The sequence below is a fragment of the Aquitalea sp. ASV11 genome (genome assembly GCF_016429185.1).
In the GTDB taxonomy this organism is placed as follows: domain Bacteria; phylum Pseudomonadota; class Gammaproteobacteria; order Burkholderiales; family Chromobacteriaceae; genus Aquitalea; species Aquitalea pelogenes.
Genome location: NZ_JAELUD010000006.1, coordinates 16,569 through 37,994, shown reverse-complemented (window position 1 = coordinate 37,994; position 21,426 = coordinate 16,569). Strand labels below are relative to the sequence as shown.

Annotated in this window: 19 protein-coding genes; 14 read left to right on the top strand and 5 right to left on the bottom strand. The window is 61.7% G+C overall.

Annotated elements, in window-relative coordinates:
• Window positions 1-38 precede the first annotated feature (38 nt).
• From JHD62_RS03640 to JHD62_RS03625, 4 genes are all read left to right on the top strand, one after another.
• A complete protein-coding gene (locus JHD62_RS03640; protein WP_199101801.1) occupies window positions 39-1,181 on the top strand; it encodes a homoserine O-acetyltransferase in 1,143 nt (380 codons plus the stop codon).
• A complete protein-coding gene (metW, locus tag JHD62_RS03635) occupies window positions 1,178-1,780 on the top strand; it encodes a methionine biosynthesis protein MetW (protein ID WP_199101800.1) in 603 nt (200 codons plus the stop codon). The genes JHD62_RS03640 and metW overlap by 4 nt, the downstream gene beginning before the upstream one ends.
• 68 nt (window positions 1,781-1,848) lie before the next feature.
• Window positions 1,849-3,129: an AmpG family muropeptide MFS transporter gene (locus JHD62_RS03630; protein ID WP_199101799.1), complete on the top strand. Its 1,281-nt coding sequence runs from the start codon at window positions 1,849-1,851 to the stop codon at window positions 3,127-3,129.
• Window positions 3,126-3,506 carry an MliC family protein gene (locus tag JHD62_RS03625; protein WP_199101798.1) on the top strand — a complete coding sequence of 127 codons (381 nt, stop codon included), beginning with the start codon at window positions 3,126-3,128 and terminating at the stop codon, window positions 3,504-3,506. The genes JHD62_RS03630 and JHD62_RS03625 overlap by 4 nt, the downstream gene beginning before the upstream one ends.
• Window positions 3,507-3,570: 64 nt before the next feature.
• On the opposite strand, the gene JHD62_RS03620 is transcribed toward JHD62_RS03625, so the two are convergent.
• Window positions 3,571-4,797 carry an MFS transporter gene (locus JHD62_RS03620; protein WP_304506235.1) on the bottom strand — a complete coding sequence of 409 codons (1,227 nt, stop codon included), beginning with the start codon at window positions 4,795-4,797 and terminating at the stop codon, window positions 3,571-3,573.
• Between the two features lie 69 nt (window positions 4,798-4,866).
• Between JHD62_RS03620 and JHD62_RS03615 the strand changes: the two genes are divergently transcribed.
• Window positions 4,867-5,673 (top strand): helix-turn-helix domain-containing protein, encoded by an 807-nt coding sequence (locus JHD62_RS03615; RefSeq protein ID WP_199101797.1) that lies wholly within the window; start codon window positions 4,867-4,869, stop codon window positions 5,671-5,673.
• On the opposite strand, the gene asnB is transcribed toward JHD62_RS03615, so the two are convergent.
• Entirely contained in the window at window positions 5,670-7,526 is a 1,857-nt protein-coding gene (gene asnB, locus JHD62_RS03610; protein WP_199101796.1) for an asparagine synthase (glutamine-hydrolyzing), read from the bottom strand. The genes JHD62_RS03615 and asnB overlap by 4 nt on opposite strands.
• 140 nt (window positions 7,527-7,666) lie before the next feature.
• The gene (gene wrbA / locus JHD62_RS03605) at window positions 7,667-8,269 is read right to left on the bottom strand and encodes an NAD(P)H:quinone oxidoreductase (RefSeq protein ID WP_199101795.1); all 603 of its coding nucleotides are present in this window, start codon (window positions 8,267-8,269) and stop codon (window positions 7,667-7,669) included.
• A gap of 136 nt (window positions 8,270-8,405) precedes the next feature.
• On the opposite strand from wrbA, the gene JHD62_RS03600 reads away from it, so the two are divergent.
• The gene (locus JHD62_RS03600; protein ID WP_233160603.1) at window positions 8,406-9,677 is read left to right on the top strand and encodes a YihY family inner membrane protein; all 1,272 of its coding nucleotides are present in this window, start codon (window positions 8,406-8,408) and stop codon (window positions 9,675-9,677) included.
• Here the strand turns inward: JHD62_RS03600 and JHD62_RS03595 are convergent.
• Entirely contained in the window at window positions 9,629-10,435 is an 807-nt protein-coding gene (locus JHD62_RS03595) for a DUF3025 domain-containing protein (RefSeq protein ID WP_370541022.1), read from the bottom strand. The two genes, JHD62_RS03600 and JHD62_RS03595, sit on opposite strands and share 49 nt — an antisense overlap.
• Before the next feature lie 80 nt (window positions 10,436-10,515).
• Entirely contained in the window at window positions 10,516-12,672 is a 2,157-nt protein-coding gene (locus JHD62_RS03590; RefSeq protein ID WP_199101793.1) for a diguanylate cyclase, read from the bottom strand.
• A 307-nt stretch (window positions 12,673-12,979) separates the two neighbouring features.
• Here JHD62_RS03590 and cysG point away from each other — a divergent pair, with 307 nt between their 5' ends.
• From cysG to JHD62_RS03550, 8 genes are all read left to right on the top strand, one after another.
• Window positions 12,980-14,401, top strand: a complete 1,422-nt coding sequence (gene cysG, locus JHD62_RS03585) for a siroheme synthase CysG (protein ID WP_199101792.1) — start codon at window positions 12,980-12,982, stop codon at window positions 14,399-14,401.
• Window positions 14,402-14,462: 61 nt separating this feature from the next.
• A complete protein-coding gene (locus JHD62_RS03580; RefSeq protein WP_045847764.1) occupies window positions 14,463-14,870 on the top strand; it encodes a PTS sugar transporter subunit IIA in 408 nt (135 codons plus the stop codon).
• On the top strand, window positions 14,857-15,126 hold the full coding sequence (locus tag JHD62_RS03575; protein WP_045847765.1) for an HPr family phosphocarrier protein: 270 nt from the start codon (window positions 14,857-14,859) through the stop codon (window positions 15,124-15,126). The genes JHD62_RS03580 and JHD62_RS03575 overlap by 14 nt, the downstream gene beginning before the upstream one ends.
• 29 nt (window positions 15,127-15,155) lie before the next feature.
• A complete protein-coding gene (ptsP, locus tag JHD62_RS03570) occupies window positions 15,156-16,895 on the top strand; it encodes a phosphoenolpyruvate--protein phosphotransferase (protein WP_045847766.1) in 1,740 nt (579 codons plus the stop codon).
• A 22-nt stretch (window positions 16,896-16,917) separates the two neighbouring features.
• Entirely contained in the window at window positions 16,918-18,000 is a 1,083-nt protein-coding gene (gene rfaQ / locus JHD62_RS03565; RefSeq protein WP_199101791.1) for a putative lipopolysaccharide heptosyltransferase III, read from the top strand.
• Entirely contained in the window at window positions 17,997-19,160 is a 1,164-nt protein-coding gene (locus tag JHD62_RS03560; RefSeq protein WP_199101790.1) for a glycosyltransferase family 4 protein, read from the top strand. Before rfaQ ends, JHD62_RS03560 begins: the two co-directional genes overlap by 4 nt.
• Window positions 19,157-20,320, top strand: a complete 1,164-nt coding sequence (locus JHD62_RS03555) for a glycosyltransferase family 9 protein (RefSeq protein ID WP_199101789.1) — start codon at window positions 19,157-19,159, stop codon at window positions 20,318-20,320. Before JHD62_RS03560 ends, JHD62_RS03555 begins: the two co-directional genes overlap by 4 nt.
• Entirely contained in the window at window positions 20,313-21,422 is a 1,110-nt protein-coding gene (locus tag JHD62_RS03550; protein ID WP_199101788.1) for a glycosyltransferase, read from the top strand. Before JHD62_RS03555 ends, JHD62_RS03550 begins: the two co-directional genes overlap by 8 nt.
• The last annotated feature ends 4 nt before the right edge of the window (window positions 21,423-21,426 follow it).

Here is a 21,426-nt window from a genome sequence, read left to right as displayed (position 1 = left end):
CGCCGGCGGGGCAATAATCAATAGAGGCCCTTTTTGTTATGTCTGATCTGACAAGGTCCGTCGGCATCGTACAGGCGCAGACAGCGGTATTCGATACCCCGCTGCAGCTGGCCAGCGGCGCCGTACTGCCTGATTACCAGCTGTGTTTTGAAACCTATGGCACGCTCAATGCCGCGCGCAGCAATGCCATCCTGATCTGCCATGCGCTGTCCGGCCACCATCATGTGGCGGGGCGTTATACGCCTGAAGATAAGGCGGCAGGCTGGTGGGACAATATGGTGGGTCCGGGCAAACCCATCGATACCGACCGCTTCTTTGTGGTGGGCCTGAACAATCTGGGCGGCTGCCACGGCAGTACCGGCCCGTCCTCCATCAACCCGGCCACCGGCCAGCCCTGGGGGTCGTCTTTCCCGGTGGTAACGGTGCCGGACTGGGTGCGCTCGCAAGCGCGGCTGGCCGACCGGCTGGGCATAGACCGCTGGGCCGCCATCATCGGTGGCAGCCTGGGTGGCATGCAGACCCTGCAATGGAGCATCGACTACCCGGAACGGGTGGCGCATGCACTGGTGATTGCGTCTGCGCCCAAGCTGTCGGCACAGAACATTGCCTTTAACGACGTGGCCCGTCAGGCCATCCTTACCGACCCGGATTTCCACGGCGGCGACTACTACGCCCACGATGCCATTCCACGTCGCGGCCTGCGGCTGGCGCGCATGCTGGGCCATATCACCTATCTGTCCGATGACGGCATGGGCGAGAAATTCGGCCGCATGCTCAAAAGCGGCGATTACCAGTTTGGTTACGAGGTGGAATTCGAGATCGAATCCTACCTGCGTTATCAGGGCGACAAGTTCTCTGATTATTTCGACGCCAATACCTATCTGCTGATGACCAAGGCGCTGGATTACTTCGACCCGGCCAAGGACCTGAACGACGATCTGGTGGCGGCGCTGAGAAAAGCCAGCGCCCGTTTCATGGTGGCCAGCTTTACCTCGGACTGGCGCTTCTCACCGGAGCGCTCGCGCGAAATCGTCAAGGCGCTGGTGGCGGCGGACAAGGAAGTGGTGTACGGCGAAATCGAGTCGGTACACGGCCATGATGCCTTCCTGATGCTGGATGAACCCTATGTCAAGCTGATGCGTGCCTATCTGAACCGTGTGGCCGAGGAGGTGAACGCATGAGCGCTGCCAATACCTTGCGGGCCGACCTGCAACTGATTGCCGACTGGGTGGCCCCTTCCAGCCGCGTGCTGGACCTGGGCTGCGGCGATGGTGCCTTGCTGTCCTGGCTGAACCGCCACAAGGCGGTGCGCGGCTATGGCGTGGACTTTGACGTCAACAATGTGGTGCGCTGCGTACAAGCCGGTGTCAACGCCATCCAGGGCAACCTGGAAACCGGTCTGGCCGAGTTTGAAGACCAGCGTTTCGACCATGTGGTGTTGTCGCAAACCATTCAGGCCATGCACAATACCGAGCAGATTCTGGTGGAAATGCTGCGCGTGGGCCGCGAGGCCATCGTCACCTTCCCCAATTTCGGCTACTGGGAAAACCGCTGGCAGATTCTGCAAGGCCATATGCCGGTGTCGGAAACCATCCCTTACCAGTGGTACAACACGCCCAATATTCACTGGTGCATGCTGGGGGACTTCGAAGCGCTATGCGCCAAAAACGGCATTCGCGTGCTGGAGCGGGTGGTGATGAACGAGGCAAAGCGCATTCATTTCCTGCCTAATTTGCGTGGCAGCCTGGCGTTTTATCGGGTTGCCCGGCATACGGGCTGATGAATGATGACTAACAAAGGCGGCTGCTGGCCGCCTTTTTGCATTGGCGGCCCATGCCGCAAGGATACATGACGCATTCTTCCGTACATTGGCGCGAGGCCATCTGGTCGCGCCGCATGCTGATCTGCATTGCCACCGGCTTCAGCTCCGGTCTGCCGCTGTATATGCTGATCAATCTGCTGCCGGCCTGGCTGCGTAGCGAAGGGGTGAATCTCAAGGCCATCGGCCTGTTTGCCCTGATCGGCCTGCCCTATACCTGGAAATTCCTGTGGTCGCCGCTGCTGGACCGCTTTGTCCCGCCATTGTTGGGACGGCGCCGTGGCTGGATGCTGCTCAGCCAGCTGGCCTTGCTCATCAGCATGGCCCTGTTCGGTCTGTTCAATCCACAGCTGCAATTACAGCAGATTGCCGCACTGGCGGCGGTGGTGGCGTTTTTCTCGGCCAGCCAGGACATCGTGCTGGACGCTTACCGCCGCGAGCTGCTGCCCGAAGCCGAGCTGGGGCTGGGCAACTCGGTGCATATCAATGCCTACCGGCTGGCCGGTCTGGTGCCCGGTGCCCTGTCGCTGATTCTGGCCGATCACACCAATTGGGCCAATGTGTTCATCATTACGGCGCTGTTCATGCTGCCGGGGCTGATCATGACCCTGCTGGTGTCCGAGCCCAGGCTGGCGGCTGCGCCACCCAAAACCCTGCGCGAAGCGGTGGTGGAGCCGTTTCATGAGTTCATCCACCGCCAGGGCTGGCACAGCGCCGTCACCATTCTGGGTTTCATCTTCCTGTACAAGCTGGGGGACAGCATGGCCACCGCACTGGCCACGCCGTTTTACCTGGACATGGGCTTTGCCAAATCGGATATCGGCCTGGTGGCCAAAAACGCCGGGCTGTGGCCGGCGGTGATTGGTGGATTGCTGGGTGGGGTGTGGATGCTCAAGCTGGGCATCAACCGCGCCTTGTGGCTGTTTGGCGTGGTGCAGGTATTGTCGATTCTGGGCTTTGCCTGGCTGGCCAGCTATGGCCATTTTCAGCAGATTGGCCCTACCCAGCTGGCTCAGCTGGCGCTGGTGATCGGTTTTGAAGCGCTGGGCGTGGGCCTGGGCACGGCGGCCTTTGTGGCCTTCATCGCCCGTACCACCCATCCGGCCTATACCGCCACCCAGTTTGCCCTGTTTACCAGTTTGTCCGCCGTCCCGCGCACCTTCGCCAATGCGGCAACCGGCTATATTGTGGATGGGCTGGGCTGGATGGGTTTTTTCCTGCTGTGCACCCTGCTGGCCTTGCCAGGCATGATGTTGCTGCTGAAAGTGGCCCCGTGGCACGGGGATGATCAGAACGGAGAGACTGCATGAAGGCAACTGTTATCCTGTTGAGTCTGCTCAGCCTGCCAGTGCTGGCTGCGCCGGGGCCGGAAGCCATGCCGGAACCAGCCGCAGGCAATGCCGTGGTTTTGCAAAAGGTGGATTACCAATGCGCGGCCCAGCGCGTGGTCAGCGTGGAATATCCGCAGGCAGAAGTGGAAGACGTGGTGCCCATCCGCATCAGCTGGCATGGTCGCCATTACCGGCTGGTGCGGGTGAGCAGTGCCAGTGGCGCACGCTATGCCAGCCAGCAGCTGGTGTGGTGGAACAAGGGTGAGCAGGCGGTATTGCTGACCCGTGGCGGGCGCACGCTGGCGCGTGATTGCCAGCCGCTGCTGCCAGCCACATCTGTCCAACCCTCCCCGTGAAAAAACCGGCCATCGTGGCCGGTTTTGCATTGTACTGCCTGCTTTGCCTATGGGGCCGGTGTTCTCAGGCCTTTTTGTGGTGCAGGTCCGGCAGCAGCACGGTGATGATGCCCAGCAGAGGCAGGTAGGCGCACAGCTGGTAAACGGTTTCGATGCCGTAGTGGTCGGCCACCTTGCCCAGTACCGCAGCGCCAATGCCGCCAATACCGAAGGCAAAGCCGAAGAACAGCCCTGACACCATGCCCACCTTGCCCGGCACCAGCTCCTGCGCATACACCAGGATGGCGGAGAAGGCCGAAGCCAGGATGAAGCCGATGATGAAGGACAGTACGCTGGTCCAGAACAGGTCCACATGCGGCAGCGCCAGGGTAAACGGTGCCACGCCCAGAATCGAGAACCAGATCACCCGCTTGCGGCCAATGGCATCGCCAATCGGCCCGCCCAGCACGGTGCCGGCAGCCACGGCAAACAGGAAGATGAACAGATGCAGCTGTGCTGCCTGCACGCCCAGCCCGAAGTGCTGCATCAGGTAGAAGGTGAAATAGCTGGTGATGCTGGTGAGATAGAAATATTTGGAGAACACCAACAGCACCAGCACACCCAGCGTAAACGCCGTGCGCTGCGGTGACAGCCCGGTGGCCACGATGGCCTTGTGTGCCTTGGCGGTGCGTTGCTGGTGGGCATACCAGTTACCGATGCGCCACAGCACCAGCATGCCCAGCAGGGCGGCCAGCGAGAACCAGGCCAGGCTGGGCTGGCCGTAGGGAAACACCACCAGCGCGGCCAGCAAGGGGCCGGTGGCACTGCCGGCATTGCCACCCACCTGGAACAAGGACTGCGCCAGGCCGTGGCGGCCGCCCGAAGCCATGCGCGCCACGCGCGAGGATTCCGGGTGGAAAATGGAAGAACCGGTGCCCACCAGCGCTGCAGCAATCAGCAGAGTGTGGTAGTTGGGGGCGACTGACAGCAGCAACAGGCCGCACAGGGTGGAACCCATGCCGAAAACCAGTGAATAGGGCAGTGGCCGCTTGTCGGTGTAGATGCCGACCAATGGTTGCAGTAGTGAGGCGGTGCACTGGTAAACCAGCGTCATCAGGCCGATCTGGGCAAAGCTCAGGTGAAAGCCGCCCTTCAGTACCGGGTAGATGGCCAGAATCAGCGACTGCAACATGTCGTTGAGGAAATGGGTAAAACTGATGGCACCCAAAACCCGGAAGCGGGTGTCCTGCGGCGGTGCCATGCTCTGGCTGGCGCTTGTCATGATGATGTCGTCTTGTGGTGGTGGGTTCATCATGCTATCAAGGGCAATCCATGCCCGTCTTGCGCATTCGGGGCAATCATCTGCGAGAAAATGACAGTCATGAACGATTATCAACATCTGCACCAGTACGACACCGGCATCGCCCCGGTAGTGGCCAAGGCGCGTGATTACCCGGCGGGTGAAGACACGCCGCGCCATGCCCACCCCACGGCACAACTCTTGTATGCGGTGGAAGGCGTGATGGTGGTGAGCACGGCGCTGGGGCAGTGGATCGTGCCGCCTACCCGTGGTATCTGGCTGCCAATCGACACCTGGCACCAGGTACGGATGATCAGCGCAGTGCGCATGCGCACGGTGTATGTGCGGGCGGATAGTCTGGAAGGCTTGCCGCAGGAGTGCCGGGTGCTGGCCATTTCGCCCTTGCTGCGCGAGCTGATTCTGGCGGCGATGAGCATTGCCGTGCCGTACCCGCCGGATTCACGCGATGAGCGGCTGATGAAGCTGCTGCTGGATGAGATCCGCAGCCTGCCCACGCTGGCCTTGTCCCTGCCACGGCCGCAAAGCCCGGCCTTGCAGGGCTTGTGTGATGTATTGCTGGCCGAGCCGGCCGATGCCCGTTCGGTGGAGGAGTGGGCCACACAGCTGGCGATGGACCCGCGCACCTTGCAACGGCGTTTCAGCCGGGAAACCGGCTTGTCACTGGGGCAGTGGCGGCGGCAGGCACGGCTGATTGCCGCGCTGGAAAAGCTGGCCTGCGGGGCCAGTGTGCTGGAAGTGGCGCTGGATCTGGGCTATGCCAGCCCCAGTGCCTTTGCCACCATGTTCAAGCGCGAGCTGGGGGTGTCACCCAGCAGCTTCTATGCGCCGCTGCCGGATGATGATTACTCGGTGATAGGCGGCGGCTAGGGCAGGGCGCCGCGCAGCGCGTCCAGCTGGGTGAGGCTTTCGTCCAGAATCAGCAATTGCAGCATCTGTTCGGCCAGCGCTTCTTTGCCACCCCGGTAGGCCTGGGCAAAGGCGTCCACGGCGGTGGCGTCCAGCAAGCCGTCCGTCAGGCGGTTCAGCCGACTGCCAAGCCCGGTAAAACGCTCGGCCAGACTGGTTTTCAGCCAGCCGGAAAGCGGCGGGTTGAAGCCGCGTTTCTTGCGCTGGAAGAAGTCGGCGGGCAGGGCCGGGTGCATGGCACGACGGAAAATCAGCTTGGCCGGCTGGGTGTAGCGCTCGGCATCGGGCGTCGCCAGCAGATGCTGGTACAAGCCGTGGTCCAGCATCGGGGCGCGGCTTTCCAGCCCGTGCGCCATGGTGCACAGGTCCGACTTTTGCAGGATGTAGTCCGGCAGGTAATTGGCAAAGTCGATGGCCAGCAGGCTTTGCAGGCCGGGGACTGCGTCGCTGGCTTCCGGGCCGATGTCGTCCGGCTTGCGCCAGTAGCTGAGCTGTTGCAGCTCACGCCCCGCTTGCAGGTAGCGGCGCTGGCCGGGTGTCATGCCGGAAAAACGCAGCGAATAGGCTGCGCGCCAACTCATGGCCAGCTCAGTGCTCAACTTGCCCTGTTTGCCATCCAGTGAGGGACGGATGCCCAGCGGCAGTTGCAGGTGTCGCCGCCAGCGTGTGCGCAGATGCTTGTTCATGCGCTTGTACCCCGCCAGCAGCTCGTCGCCGCCGTCGCCCACCAGCACCACTTTCACGTGCTTGCTGACTTCCCGTGCCAGATACCAGGTGGGGAAGCTGGAGGGGTCGGCAAAGGGCTGGTCGAGGTCTGCCACAATGCTTGAGAAATCAGCCGCCAGGTTTTCCGGCATGTCGATGCGGATATTGCTCAGCCCCATGCGCTGGGCGGAATCTGCCGCGTCGATTGATTCGTCCAGCGTGCTGCCGGGAAAGGCCGCGGTAAAGGTGGAAAACTGCTGATAGCCCTGGGTGGCCAGCCTGCTGGCAATCAGGGTGGAGTCAATGCCGCCGGACAGCAGCACGCCCAGCGGGCGGTCGGCTACGGTACGCATGGCTACGGCGTGGTCCAGCTCCGGCAGCCAGTCGCCAGCCGTGGCTTGCGGTTGCCAGTAACGGCGTTTCTTCAATTGACGACTGGCAAGGTCGAACTCCAGGCAATAGCCGTTTTCCAGCCGCTGGATGTTTTCGAATACGGTGGCCGGTGCCGGGATGTAACGGTGCGCCAGATAGGCGTCGATGGCGGCTGGGCTGAACTGGCGGGCAGGCAGGGGCAGGAAGGGCAGCACCGAGCGCACCAGAGAGCCGAACGCCAGATTGCCATCCAGCAGCGCATACAGCAGCGGTTTTTCGCCCATGCGGTCGCGTGCCAGATGCACCTTGCCCTGGCGCAGGTCGAGAATGGCAAAGGCAAACATGCCGCGCAGGCGCGTCAGCAAGCCGTCAATGCCCCAGGCCTCGTAAGCCCGCAGGATGAATTCGGTATCGGAATGGGTGCGGAACACTACGCCAGCCTGTTCCAGTTCGCGCTTGTCGTCTTCCCAGTCGTACACCTCGCCGTTGTAGCAGATCCACAGCTGGCCATCGTCGTTGCGCATCGGCTGGTCGGCCTCGGGGCGCGGGTCGATGATGGACAGCCGTGCATGCAGCAAGGCGTTGTGGATGGCATCATCCGCCGCGACCTGGCCTTGCTGGTCCAGTCGCAACTGGTGGGCAGCATCCGGGCCGCGTCGGGCCAGCTCCAGCAGCATGGCATCGGCGGTGGCCGCTGCCACCGGTTGTCGGGAGAAGAAACCTGCGATTCCGCACATAGTAAAGATGATCCTGATCCTGATCCTGACCGCGGCACCGGGCTGGCGGTCAGTCGTCGCAAAAATGGAAAACCGGCTGCTTGCGCCGTATTCAGCGCACCGCCGGTATCAAGCAGACAGCCTGCTGTCTGACCTGTGGTTTACTGCTGTGTGTCGTGCAAGCGCAGCGCGGCCTCGGCCAGGCGTTTGCCCTGCGCCAGCGCCAGCTTGCGCTCGTCTTCCGACAGCGGCCGGTCATTCTTGACACCCGCCACATGGCTGACGCCATAAGGGGTGCCGCCGGTCTGGGTGGCTGCCAGCGCCGCTTCGGCGTAGGGCAGGCCGACAATCAGCATGCCGTGGTGCAAGAGCGGCAGCATCATGCTCAGCAAGGTGGATTCCTGCCCGCCGTGCATGGACGAGGAGCTGGTAAACACGCAGCCGGGCTTGCCGGCCAGTGCGCCCGCCAGCCATTCGCCACTGGTGCTGTCGATAAAGTACTTCATGGCCGCCGCCATATTGCCAAAGCGGGTGGGGCTGCCCAGCGCCAGCCCTATGCATTCGGCCAGATCGCTTTTTTCCACATAGGGTGCGCCCTGTGCCGGAATGGCCGGTTCACTGGCTTCGCATACGGTGGATACCTTGGGCACGGTGCGCAGCCGTGCCTGGCAGCCGGGCACACTTTCGATGCCACGGGCAATCAGGCGGGCCAGCTCGGCAGTGGCACCATGCTGGCTGTAATAGAGAACAAGAATGTCTTGCACGGCAATATCCGGTTAGGTGCCACGGTGGTGGCAATGACAGGCAACATGATACCAGCTTCCAATCGTTAATTTGTGTGAAGAGGGTGTGCATCGCATTACAAGCACAAGCAAATTACCTGCATGGCAGGTGATGTAAATGGCGCACGAGCGTGGCTGTCACTTGCCAGCGGCAGGTAGCTGCATTACCTTGCCGCAGATGAAACTGCCGCATAAATACGCTACTCAGGCAGGCTTTGTCGGTTTTCTGGTCAGACGCATGGGCAGCCATCGTGTGATGCAGGTGGCCGGCAGCCTGACTTTCACCACACTGCTGGCGCTGGTGCCGCTGTTCACCATTGCGCTGACGGTGATATCCGCTTTCCCGGTGTTTGCCGATTACAGCACGCGTTTCAAGGTGATGCTGCTGTCCACCCTGGTGCCGGAATTCGCCGGCAAGGTGATATCCGTCTACATGCGCCAGTTTGCCGACAATGCAGAAAAGCTGACCGCAGCCGGCATCGTGATGCTGGGCGTGACGGCCTTGATGCTGATGTCCACCATCGAGCGCACCTTCAATGCCATCTGGAGCGTGCGCCGTGGCCGCCCCTGGCTGCAGCAGAGCATGGTGTACTGGACGGTGCTGACGCTGGGCCCGCTGGTGCTGGGCGGTGGTTTGCTGTCCTGGCGCTGGCTGCTCAAGTTCACCCGTTTTGAAAAGACCATGCCGCTGTTGGCCAGTACGGTCGAGGCCGGGGGCACCATTTTGCTGACCGGCATTGTCTTGTCGCTGCTGTACCGCATTGTGCCCAACCGCTTTGTCCCGATCCGTCATGCCGTGCTGGGCGCGATGATTACCGCGGTATTGCTGGAACTGACCAAGCTGCTGTTTGGCTACTACATCGGGCAGGTCGCCAATTACCAGCTGGTGTATGGCGCTTTTGCCAGCATTCCGATTTTCCTGCTGTGGGTGTACTGCCTGTGGATGGTGGTGCTGGCCGGTGCGGTATTCACCGCCTCCCTGTCTTACTGGGAAGGTGGGGCCTGGCGGCGCCGCTTTGAACCGCGCCGCCGTTTTCTGGATGCGGTAGAAGTATTGCTGATGCTGGATGCGGCCCAGGTGCAAGGCCGCAGCCTGACACCGGTACAGCTGCGCGAGCAGGTGAAGATCGGTTATGACGAACTGGGCCTGGTGCTGGACAAGCTGGCACAGCATGGTTACGTGCAGAAAGGCCAGCGTGATGGCTGGGTGCTGATGCGCAAACTGGCCAGCGTGCACTTGTCCGACCTGTTCCAGCTGTTTGTCTACCGGGCCGACCTGGCCAATGACGATGATGTCGGCCAGGGTATTGAAGCCTTGCTGGGCAGTGTCACCGAACGGCTTCAGACCGTGACGCTGGAGGATTTTGCCCGCCGGCTGGGGCGGAAGTAGTCGGTATTCTGGTAGAAGGCAGGGTTTTCATTGTCCGGCCACCAGCCCGGTATGCCCAGCAAGGGCAGCGGCCACAGCTGGCGCGGGCTGGCCAGCCAGTTGTCATCGGCCAGCAGCGCAGCCAGCCTGGCATCCAGCCAGGCCCGTTGCGCGTGTTCATCCAGCTGGAAAAATCCGGTGTCGACATCCAGCAGCAAGGCTTTGCCGCACCAGCCGATATGCGGCTGCAAGCCTACTTCGAAAATGGCGTGTCCCAGCGTATGCACGCTGATGTGCCGTCCCCAGGCGGCACGCTCATCGACAAACAGTCTTTGCCACTGCATGTCATCCAGTGCCTGGCCCAGTTCCGGACGGGCACAGGCCACGATCACCCCGCATTCATCCAGCAAGGTGGCGGCATCACGCCGTGGCCCGCGTTTTACCTCTCCACGGCCGATGGCGCGCACATGGCGCGCGTTCAGTGCCTCCTTGCTGCGCGGCCATGCCAGCCAGGCCAGCGCATTGAACCAGTCATGCCAGTTGTGGCTGCGGGTGGGCACTTCGCCGGTGCTGCCGATGTGCATTTCATAGTAGGCGTCTGCTTGCAGGTCACAGCAGAAACGCAGCTGCGCGGGGAGCTGGCAGCGCAGGCGGGCTTGTTGCAGCAGTTGGTCGTAGTCCTGTTGATCCGGCCAGTCCGCCAGCGGCAGCAGGGTGGCAAAATCGGCAACCGGCTGGTACAGCGGGTGGCTGAGGTAGTGCTTGCTCCAGTCTTTCACGGCAGCGGCCATTGCGGGAAAACGCGTATTCTAGAGCCACACCCGCCGGCTGCGATAGCCGCCTTGCCTGCTGCTGTCCGTCACACCACCTTGAGCGCCAGGTCATGGCATACCCGGTTGCGTCCCTCGTGCTTGGCCTGGTACAGCAGTTTGTCCGCCCGTTTGAGCAAGTCGTCCACATGCAAGTCGGTTTCGCGCAATAGCGTCATGCCCAGGCTGACGGTGTAATGGATTTGCTGGCCATTGACCGTCACCAGGCTGTCGCTGACGGCCTGGCGCAGGCGTTCGGCCGCGGCCAGTGCCGCGCTGCTGTCGGTGTTGGGCAAGATGGCGGCAAACTCTTCACCTCCCAGCCGCCCGGTCAGGTCACTGGTCCGCAAGACTTCACGACACAGGCGGGCAAAGTGGGTGATCACCTCATCACCGGCGGCATGGCCATATTGATCGTTGATGTTCTTGAAGTGGTCCAGATCCATCATCAGCACCGCCATCGGCGTCTGGTAGCGCTGGCAGCGCTTGAGTTCGCGCCCGGCTTGTTGCAGGAAGTGGCGACGGTTATCCAGATGGGTCAGTTCATCAATGGTGGCCAGTTGCACCAGCTTCTGTTCATGCAGGTCGCTTTGCAGGGCAATGGCGGTGATATGCGAGCTGCGGTACACCAGACGCATTTCCTCCGGGGTTGGCGTGCGTGGCTCGCTGTAATAAATGGCAAAAGTGCCCAGCAGCTCACGCTGGCTGCTAAACAGCGGTGTGGACCAGCACGCACGCAGCGCAAAGCGGCGCGTCAGTTCCAGATAGGGCTGCCACAAGGGGCTGCTTTCCATATCCTCTACAATGATGGTGCGCTTCCAGTAGGCGGCGGTGCCGCAGGAGCCGACTTCCGGGCCGATGGCGATGCCCTCTATCCGGGAGGTGTAGCCCGCAGGCAGTCCGGGGCCGGATGCCACATGCAGGTGCTGGCCGTCTTCGGTCAGCAGCATCACCGAACAGCGTCCTCCCGCCAGCTGGGTCTCAATCATGGTGCAGATCTGCGCCAGCGTGTCTTCCAGCGGCTGATTGGAGGCAATCATCTCCATCACGGCGTTTTCTTCACTGAGCAGGCGCTGGGCCAGTCGACTGTCGGTGACTTCCCGGTCCACTGACAGGATGCTGGTGAGCTTGCCCTGGCTGTCGAATTCGGGAAACAGCCGGGTTTCGAAGATATGACGCCGGTTGAGCAGCAGCAATTCCATCTCGAAACAGCGTGGCTGCCCGGTGTCGATCAGCGTCTGGCATTCGCTTTCAAACTGCTGGACGATATCGGCGGGCCAGCCTTTTTCCGCCATGGTCTTGCCGATGTGTTCATCGCGGATCAGCGGTGAATAACGGCTGACACTGCGGTTGATGAACTGGCAGCGCAGCGACAGATCGTAACGGGCAATGATGTCGCTGGAGTTCTCCACCAGCGTGCGGAACTCCTGCTCCCGCCGGCGGATGGCCGCCTCGGCCAGTTTGCGCGGGGTGATGACCTGGCTGAGGGCCAGCACGCGATGCGTATCGTCCGCACAGTCCTTGCCCTGCAGGATTTGCTCCAGCCATTCCCAGTGCTGTTTTTCGTGGCGGATACGGTATTCCAGCTCCTGGCTGGTCTGCCCGCTGTGGGCGATGGCTTGCAGGGCGTTTTCCAGCAGCGCTCTGTCATCCGGGTGCACACGCTCCAGCCAGTCGCCCAGATCCAGCTGCATGTCGCTGGCTGGCAGGCCCAGCAGGGTGGACAGGGCTGCGGGTGAGCCTTGTACCAGGTTCTTGTCGAGGTCGAATTCGCACAGGCCGATGCGTGCGCCTTGCATGGCGGTCAGCATGGCCTGGGCTTGCGGTACGGCCAGTACCGCCTCGTCAAGCGCATGCAGCTGGATGATGCGCCAGCGCGCGGGCAGGAATTCCGCCGGCAGCACCAGTTGCTGAATGCCCAGCCGGGTATGGCCGCAGCGCTCATCGGTCCACACCAGGGGCTGGGAGCTAGCCAGCAGTGCAGTCTGTTGCTGCAAGCGTGCGTACAGTATTTCGGGCAAGCGCTGGTCCGGGCCGATATCCAGCCACTTGGCACAGGCATCCCCGGCAGCCTGTACCCGGCCCTGTTCGTCCAGAACCAGCATGGCTGTGCCGGAATGCTGCACATTGAAACGCAGGGAATCCTCCTGCAACTGGCGCAGGCGCCAGCGTTGCCAGAAACTGCCCAGCCATGCTGCCAACGCCAAACCCGCGATGCATAGCAACGGCCATTCCCATGGAGTTTTGATGGCAGGTGCCGCCCATGCAGAACTACTGAACAGCAGCAGGGCGCTGCCAGACCGGATGACATGGTTGCCGGTATTTGCGCTCAATTTATCCAAATGCCTACCCGCCGCTTTCTGATGCCGCCCCTGTTAACGTTTGTGCGGGGCTTTACTTCATCATGGCATCTGATACAGAAATTGTGATGATGAAAATCAGACTGCATATGCTGTGGTCGTCGTTTTTGTGCAACAAATAAAGTATGCTGTGCCGATTGTTGCGGAGTGTTGCATGGATTATTTCCCGATTTTTCTCAAGCTGCAGGATGCCGCCTGCCTGGTGGTGGGCGGGGGCGATGTCGCCCTGCGCAAGGTGCGTTTGCTCAAGGCTGCCGGTGCACGCCTGACAGTACTTGCGCCGGAAGTCACGGCCGAACTGGCCCAGATGATTGAACGGGGCGAGCTGGAGTGGCTGCCGGAGCGGTTTGAGGCATCCCGCGTGGCCGGCATGCGGCTGGTGGTTGCGGCCACCAATTTGCGGGAGGTCAACCAGCAAGTATCAGCCGCGGCGCAAGAGCAGAATATTCCGGTCAATGTGGTGGATGATCCGGAGCTCTCCACCTACATCACGCCGGCCATCATCGACCGCTCGCCGCTGGTGATTGCCGTGTCATCCGGCGGTGCCGTTCCGGTGCTGGCCCGTCTGGTACGGGCACGGCTGGAGAGCATCATTCCCGCCGGTTTCGGCCTGCTGGCCGCATTTTCGGCACGCTTTCGCGACCGGGTAAAGGCCCGCTTTGCCGACGTGGAGTCACGCCGCATTTTCTGGGAAAACGTGCTGGAAGGACCGATTGCCGAAGCGGTGATGAATGGTCGCGAGGCGGTTGCCAGCGCCGAAATGGAGCAGTGCCTGGCTTCGGCTGAAGACCGCCCCAGTGGTGCGGTGTATCTGGTAGGTGCCGGACCGGGCAATCCCGATCTGCTTACCTTCCGTGCCCTGCGCCTGATGCAGCAGGCCGATGTGGTGCTGCATGACAACCTGGTTGCGCCGGAATTGCTGGAGCTGGTGCGGCGCGATGCCGAGCGCATCTATGTGGGCAAGGCCCGTGCCAATCACACCTTGCCGCAAGAGGACATCAATCAGCTGATGGTGCGCCTGGCCAGCGAAGGCCGCCGCGTATTGCGCTTGAAAGGCGGCGATCCGTTTACTTTTGGCCGTGGTGGTGAGGAAATCGAAACCCTGGCCGCCCACGGCATTCCGTTTGAAGTAGTGCCGGGCATTACCTCGGCAAATGGCGCAGCCAGCTATGCCGGTATACCCTTGACCCATCGTGATCATGCCCAGTCGGTGACTTTTGTCACTGGCCACAAGAAAGACGGCAGCATCGATCTGGACTGGCCTGCCCTTACCCGGCCGGACCAGACCGTGGTGGTGTACATGGGGCTGACCATGGCGGCTGATTTGTGTGCGGCCTTCATCGCCCACGGCAAACCGGCGGATACCCCGGCGGCGGTCATCGAATGGGCCACCACCACGCGTCAGCGCACGCTGACCGGAACGCTGGAAAGCCTGCCGGCGCTGATTTCTTCCTATGGTGTTGCGTCGCCAGCGCTTATCATTGTGGGCAGCGTTGTCACGCTGGCAGATAAACTGGCCTGGTTCCGCCGTGTGGAAAACGGGCCTGCTACAATGGCGGATTCGCAGCAGAAATGAGCGCAGCCTGCCCCCGGGGCAGCTGTGTGCCGATCATCGTTACGGACAAGAAGACGCGGGCATGGTAGGTGTATTGGTCATATCGCATGGCAATCTGGGCGCTTGTCTACTGGACTGCGCCCGGCATGTATTAGGACGGGACCCGGACAATATCGCCACGCTGGCGGTAGAAAAAACCGAGGATCCGGATCAGAAACTGGTCGAGGCTTCTGCGCTGGTGGCACGCCTGGAACAAGGCGATGGCGTAGTGGTACTGACTGATATGTATGGTGGCACACCATCCAATATTGCCAGCCGGCTGATCGACCCGGGCAAGGTGGAAGCCGTTGCCGGGGTCAGTCTGCCCATGCTGGTGCGTGCGCTCAGCTATAGCAGCCAACCGCTGGAAATCGTGGTCAGCAAAGCCATTACCGGTGGGTTGGAGGGCGTGCTTTATATTCTTCCAGGGGACGGTAATGCTGCGCGTTGAAATACAAATTATCAATAAACTTGGCCTGCATGCGCGGGCTTCGAGTAAATTCACCCAGCTGGCCAGCCGCTTCAAGAGCGATGTGGGCATTGCCCGCAACGGCAGGCGTGTCAACGGCAAGAGCATCATGGGCGTGATGATGCTGGCTGCGGCCAAGGGGGCTACCGTGGAGCTGGATGTGGATGGTCCGGACGAGCAGGAAGCGCTGGATGCGCTGGTGGCACTGATCAACAATCGTTTTGACGAGGCTGAATGAATCAGCCCGCTTGAGGAGGGGATGGGACGATGAATATCACCCTGCACGGTGTAGCCATTGGTGGCGGCATCGCCATTGGCCGGGCCCATCTCATCTCGCGCAGCATGGACGATGTGGCGCATTACGGCCTGGAAGAGAAGGACATTCCGGCCGAAATGGCGCGCTTTGACGAAGCCGTCCGTGCCACGCGCAAGGAACTGGAGATGCTGTGGGGCAGCATCCCGGAAAATGCCCCGGCCGAGCTGGGCGCCTTCCTGTCCTTGCACATCATGTTGCTGGGCGACGTCACCATTTCGCGCGAACCGCGTGAAATCATCGAAAAGCAGCACTGCAATGCCGAATGGGCGCTGAAACTGCAATGCGACTTGCTGGTGGAGCAGTTTGACGCCATCGAGGAAGACTACCTGCGCGAACGCAAGAACGACGTGCTGCAGGTGGTGGAACGCATTTTCAAGAATCTGGACGGCCACACGCCGCAACTGCCGGCACCGGGCGACCTGCTGGACGACACCATCCTGGTGGCACACGACCTGTCACCTGCCGACATGGTGTATTTCAAGGATTCCAGCTTTGCTGCCTTTGTCACCGATGTGGGCGGCGCGACTTCACACACCGCCATTCTGGGGCGCAGCCTCGACCTGCCCTCCGTTATCGCTCTGCACCATGCGCGTGAGCTGATCCGCGAGGAAGAACAGATCATCGTCGATGGCCAGCAAGGCGTGCTGATCATCAACCCGGACGAACTGGTGCTGAGCGAGTACCGCCGGCGTCAGCGTGCCTGGCGCGACGCCAAGCGCAAGCTGTCCTCCATCCGCAAATCCGATGCCAAAACCAAAGATGGCACGGTGATCGAACTGCTGGCCAATATCGAGCTGCCACAGGATGTGGACGTGGTAAAAGGCTCCGGCGCAGCCGGGGTGGGGCTGTTCCGCAGCGAGTTCCTGTTTCTGGGGCGCGACACCCTGCCTACCGAGGACGAACAGTTCGAGGCCTACCGCAAGGTGGCTGAAGACATGAAAGGCCTGCCAGTCACCATCCGCACCATGGACCTGGGGGCCGACAAGAACCCCAAGTGGCTGAACCATGATGTGGCGGACAACCCGGCGCTGGGCCTCACCGGCATTCGCCTGTGCCTGGCCGAGCCACTGATGTTCCGTGCCCAGCTGCGGGCGCTGTTGCGCGCCTCGCACTATGGCAAGGTGAAAATCCTGTTCCCCATGCTCAATTCACTGGGCGAACTCAAGCAGTCCATTGCCCAGCTGGATTACGCCAAGCAGGAGTTGCACGAAGAAGGCCTGCCATTCGATGAAAAGGTGGAAGTAGGCGCGATGATTGAAATCCCGTCCGCCGCACTGGTGGTGGGGAGTTTCATCAAGTACGTCGATTTCCTGTCCATCGGCACCAACGACCTGATCCAGTACACCCTGGCCATCGACCGTAACGACGATTCGGTCAGCCACCTGTACGACCCGGTGCATCCGGCGGTGCTCAAGCTCATCCTGCATACCATCCGCACCGGCATCAAGGGTGGGGTACCGGTATCGGTGTGCGGCGAGATGGCGGGCGACCCGCGCCTGACCCGCCTGCTGCTGGGCATGGGACTGCGCAAGTTCTCCATGCATCCGGCCAGCCTGCTCTCGGTCAAGCGCATGGTGCTCAACACCCATCTGGACGATATCGCGCCCATTGCGGGGCGCATGCTTCGATCCGAAGACCCTGATAAAATCGCCGATCTTTTGCAACTGCTGAATGCCGAGCCGGATGCCTGATCCGGCTTTTTTCACCCTATCTATGCTGAACGACTCCATCGATCTGAACCAGGTGCGCCGCGTCTTGGTCATCAAACTGCGCCACCATGGGGATGTGCTGCTCACCTCTCCGGTGTTCAACGTCCTCAAACAGCAGGCTCCGCAGCTGGAAATCGATGCGCTGGTGTATCGGGATACGCAGGAAATGCTCAGCCTGCATCCTGCCATCAGCCAGTTGCACACCATAGACCGCAACTGGAAAAAGCTGGGCCTCATCGGTCAGTGCAAGGCCGAGCTGGGGCTGATCAACCGGCTGCGTCAGCGCCAGTACGACCTGGTCATCACCCTGACCGAACACAAGCGCGGCGCCTGGCTGGTCCGCCTGCTGTCACCACGCTGGTCGGTGGGGCCGGATGGCCCGTATGGCAAGATGTTCCGCAAGAGCTTCACCCACCGTTATTTGCAGGTGCCGGGCAACCGCCGCCATACCATTGAAATCCATCTGGATGCGCTGCGGCGTATCGGGGTATATCCGGCAGAACAACAGCGTCAGCTGACTCTGGTGGCCGGGCATAATGCCGAGGCTACGCTGGCTGCCAAGCTGGAACAGCAAGACTTGCAGGCCGGGCAGTACATTCTGGTGCACCCCACCTCGCGCTGGTTGTTCAAGAGCTGGACGGTGGAAAACATGGCCGCGCTGATCAACACCCTGCAGCAGCGTGGCCAGCGCGTACTGCTGACGGCAGCGCCCAGCCCGGATGAAATGGCCATGCTGGCTGATATCCAGTCACGGCTGACGCAGCCGGTTGCCAGCCTGGCCGGCCAGCTGACCCTGAAGGAGCTCGCCGCAGCCATCGACAATGCACGCCTGTACATCGGCGTGGATTCGGTGCCCATGCATATTGCGTCGGCCATGAAAACTCCCTGTGTGGCGCTGTTTGGTCCGTCCGGTGACATCGAATGGGGGCCGTGGCAGGTGCCGCACCGCGTGGTTGCTGCCCGTGTGCCCTGTCGTCCTTGTGGTAACGCTGGTTGCGGTGGCGGCTGGAACAGCGAATGCCTGAAGCTGATCAGCCTGCAACAAGTGCTGGACGCGGTGGATGCCGTGCTGGGAGAAACCGCATGAGCCGACTGGCCATTGTGCGGCAGAAATACAATCCGGCCGGTGGGGCAGAACGGATTGTCAGCGCCATTCTGGGCCAGCTCAAACAGCAGGACGAACTGCAGCCGGTGCTGATCAACCGTAACTGGGAACAACTGGATGGCGTGGCCGTGTGTCGCGTCAATCCCTTCTATCTGGGCAGCATCTGGCGTGACTGGAGCTTTGCCCGCGCCGCGCGCCGCGCCTGGCTGCAGATGGGGGCCGATCTGGTGCAGTCCCACGAACGCATTCCGGGCTGCCATATCTTCCGTGCCGGCGATGGGGTGCATGCTGCCTGGCTGGCTGCCCGCGCCGAAGGCAAGGGCTGGTGGCACAAGCTGTCGGTCTGGTGTAATCCCTATCATCATTTCATGCTGCGCATGGAGCGCGCCATGTTCAGTCATCCGGCCTTGCGCACGGTGATTTGCAATTCGGAGATGGTGAAACAGGACGTATTGCAGCGTTTCCCGCTCCGGCCAGAGCAGTGTGTGGTGATTCATAACGGCGTGGATGCACAGCGGTTCAACCCTGCAGCTGCCCGCCAACAGCGCAGCACACTGCGGGCGCAATACGGTATTCCCCCGGCGGCACCGCTGCTGGTGTATGTCGGTTCAGGTTTTGAGCGCAAGGGTGTGGCGCAGGCGCTGCGTGCCATCCAGCCTCATCCGGATGTATGGCTGGTGGTGGTGGGGGGCGACAAGAAACTGGCCGCTTACCGGCAACTGGCCAGCCAGTTGGGTATTGCCGGACGGGTGGTGTTTACCGGCCCGCAAAAAGATGTGCTCAGCCATTACGGCATGGCCGACGGTTTTATTCTGCCCACCATGTACGAACCGTTCGGCTCGGTGGTGGGGGAAGCCATGGCGTGCGGGCTGCCGGTGCTTACCAGTACCCGCTGTGGTGGTGCCGAGTGGGTGAGCCCGGCTACCGGCTGGCTGGCCGCCCCGCACGATACTGCAGCCTGGCAACGCAATGTGGCTGCCTGGCTGGCAGCACAGGACAGTTGGCCGACCATGGCAGCCCAGGCCCGCCAGCGGGTGGAAGGCCAAACCGAGCAGCATATGGTGGCGCAAATGCTGGCCTTGTACCGCAGCCTGCTGTCAGACCAGCACGGCCATGCATCCCAAGCAGTGAGGCCGACATGATGAAGGCGAGCCGATTTCCCGGCCGGGCGCTGATTTTCCTGTCCCTGTTATTACGTCTGCCCTGGCAATGGTTACGGCGCAAGCCACGGCCTGAACAAGTACAGCGTGTACTGATCCTGCACCAGTTCCTGCTGGGCGATGCGCTGATGGCCACCAGCCTGCTGGCCAAAGCCAGACAGTGTTATCCACAGGCCGACATCGTGATGGCCTGCCCACCAGGTCAGGCAGCGCTTTATGCTGGTCAACCTTATGGTGTGCGGGCTTTTGGCTGGCATATCCGCAACTTTGCCTCGGTGTGCCAGTTGTTTGCCATGCCGCGGTTTGATTTGGTGCTGCTGATGGGGGAAAACCGGCTGAGTTATCTGGCACGTGCCATCGGGGCGCGCTGGATTGTCGGCTTTGCCGCTGAACAACCCGCACACAAGAACTGGCTGCTGGACGAGGCTGTTCCCTATGCCCAGGAGCCGGAATCCTGGACCGAGACCGCCGCCAGACTGGTGGAAGGGCCGGAACCTGCTCCTTATCAGTTGGCCGACTGGCCGATGCCGCCGCAGAGCCTGCCAGCCTTGCCGGACAACTATATCGTACTGCATGTGGGGGCCAGCTCGGCCACCCGCTTCTGGCCTGCTGAACACTGGCGGGCACTGGCGGATGCCATTCGTGCCGCCCAGCTGTCTGTGGTGTGGTCTTGCGGGCCAGGCGAGGATGCCCTGCAGCGCCAAATCGACCCGCCTGCCAGTGATGTACGCATGGCTGGTTGCCTGAGCCTGCTGCAACTGCGTCAGCTGTTGGCCGGTGCGCGCGCCTGTGTTTGCCCTGATACCGGTGTGGCGCATCTGGCCAAGGTAGCCGGTACGCCATTGCTGATGCTGTTTGGCCCCGGCAGCGAAGTGTTGTTTGGTGCCAGCCGTTTCTTTGCGCACCATCACTGCCTGGGGGTAGGGCCTGCCATCTTCCCCTGCCGTAACCAGCGCAGTGTGCACCATCGCGATGTGGACTGGGCTTTGCGCTGTTTCCGCCGTTTTGGCAACGGTGCCAATGAATGTCGTCGTGCCCTGTGCATGGAAGCCATCAGCAGCGCCGAGGCATGGCAAACCCTGCAACAGCTGCTGCGTATCAGCCAGCCAGCCGGCGCTGCCGAAGGAAATCATCATGACTGACTGGGTGTTGTTTACCGAGTCATCCGACAATGTGGGTGGCCAGGAGCTGCAACTGATGCAGCAAATGCGTCAGATGCAGTCGCATGGCCTGCGCACCATGCTGGCCTGCCGTCCCGGTAGCCGGGTGGAGCAGGTTGCCTTGCAACAAGGGCTGTCGGTGCTGCCGGTGCGCTTCCGTAACAGCCTGCACCTGCCCTCCATTGCCATTTTGCGGCGCTGGATCAGCCGGCATCAGCCGCGTCTGGCCATTTGCCACAGCGGGCATGACAGTAATAACCTGACCATTGCCGCGCGCCTGGTATGGCATCGGCCGTTCCTGCTGCGCTCGCGTACCTATCAGCCGGGCAAGCCTTCGGCATGGTCCTATAACCGGCTGGTGGATGCCACCATGGTGCCCAGTCATTACCTGCGTGATGCCTTGCTGCAGAATCCGGCCATCCGGCCCGAGCGCATCCACGTGGTGTATCCGGGGATAGACTTCGCCGGGCTGGATGCTGCCGTTGATCAGGCGGTGCCACCTCATATTGCCAGCTGGCTGGCGGCAGATGACAGCCCGGTGCTGCTGCATGCCGCCATGCTGCGCGGTGAAAAGGGGCATCTGACCATCCTGCAAGCAATGAATATCCTGCGTGACAGCCATCCGCACTGGCGCTATCTGGTGGCGGGCGATGGGGTGGCAAAGGCAGATATCGAGACTGAAATCCAGCGCCTGGGTTTGCAGTCGCGCGTGCTGCTGGCCGGCGTGGTATCCCCGGTGGCACCGCTGTATAGGCGTGCGGACCTGCTGCTGATGCCATCCACCTACGAGCCGCTGGGCATGTCGCAAATCGAAGCACTGGCCTTGCACTGCCCGGTGCTGGCCAGCAATACCGGGGGCATTCCGGAAACAGTAAAGCATGGCCAGACCGGCACCCTGGTGGAAGCCGGCAACGCCCAGGCCTGGGCGGACGCGATTGCCAGCGCGCTGGATGCGATGCCGCAGCAGCGTGTCATGGCGGCGGCCGGTTCGCAGGATGTCCGGCAACGCTTTGCGCCGGACAGCAATCTGCAGCAGATCATGGCCTTGAGCGGGCTTTCCGGCCTGCTGGCCGCATCACATTGAACTG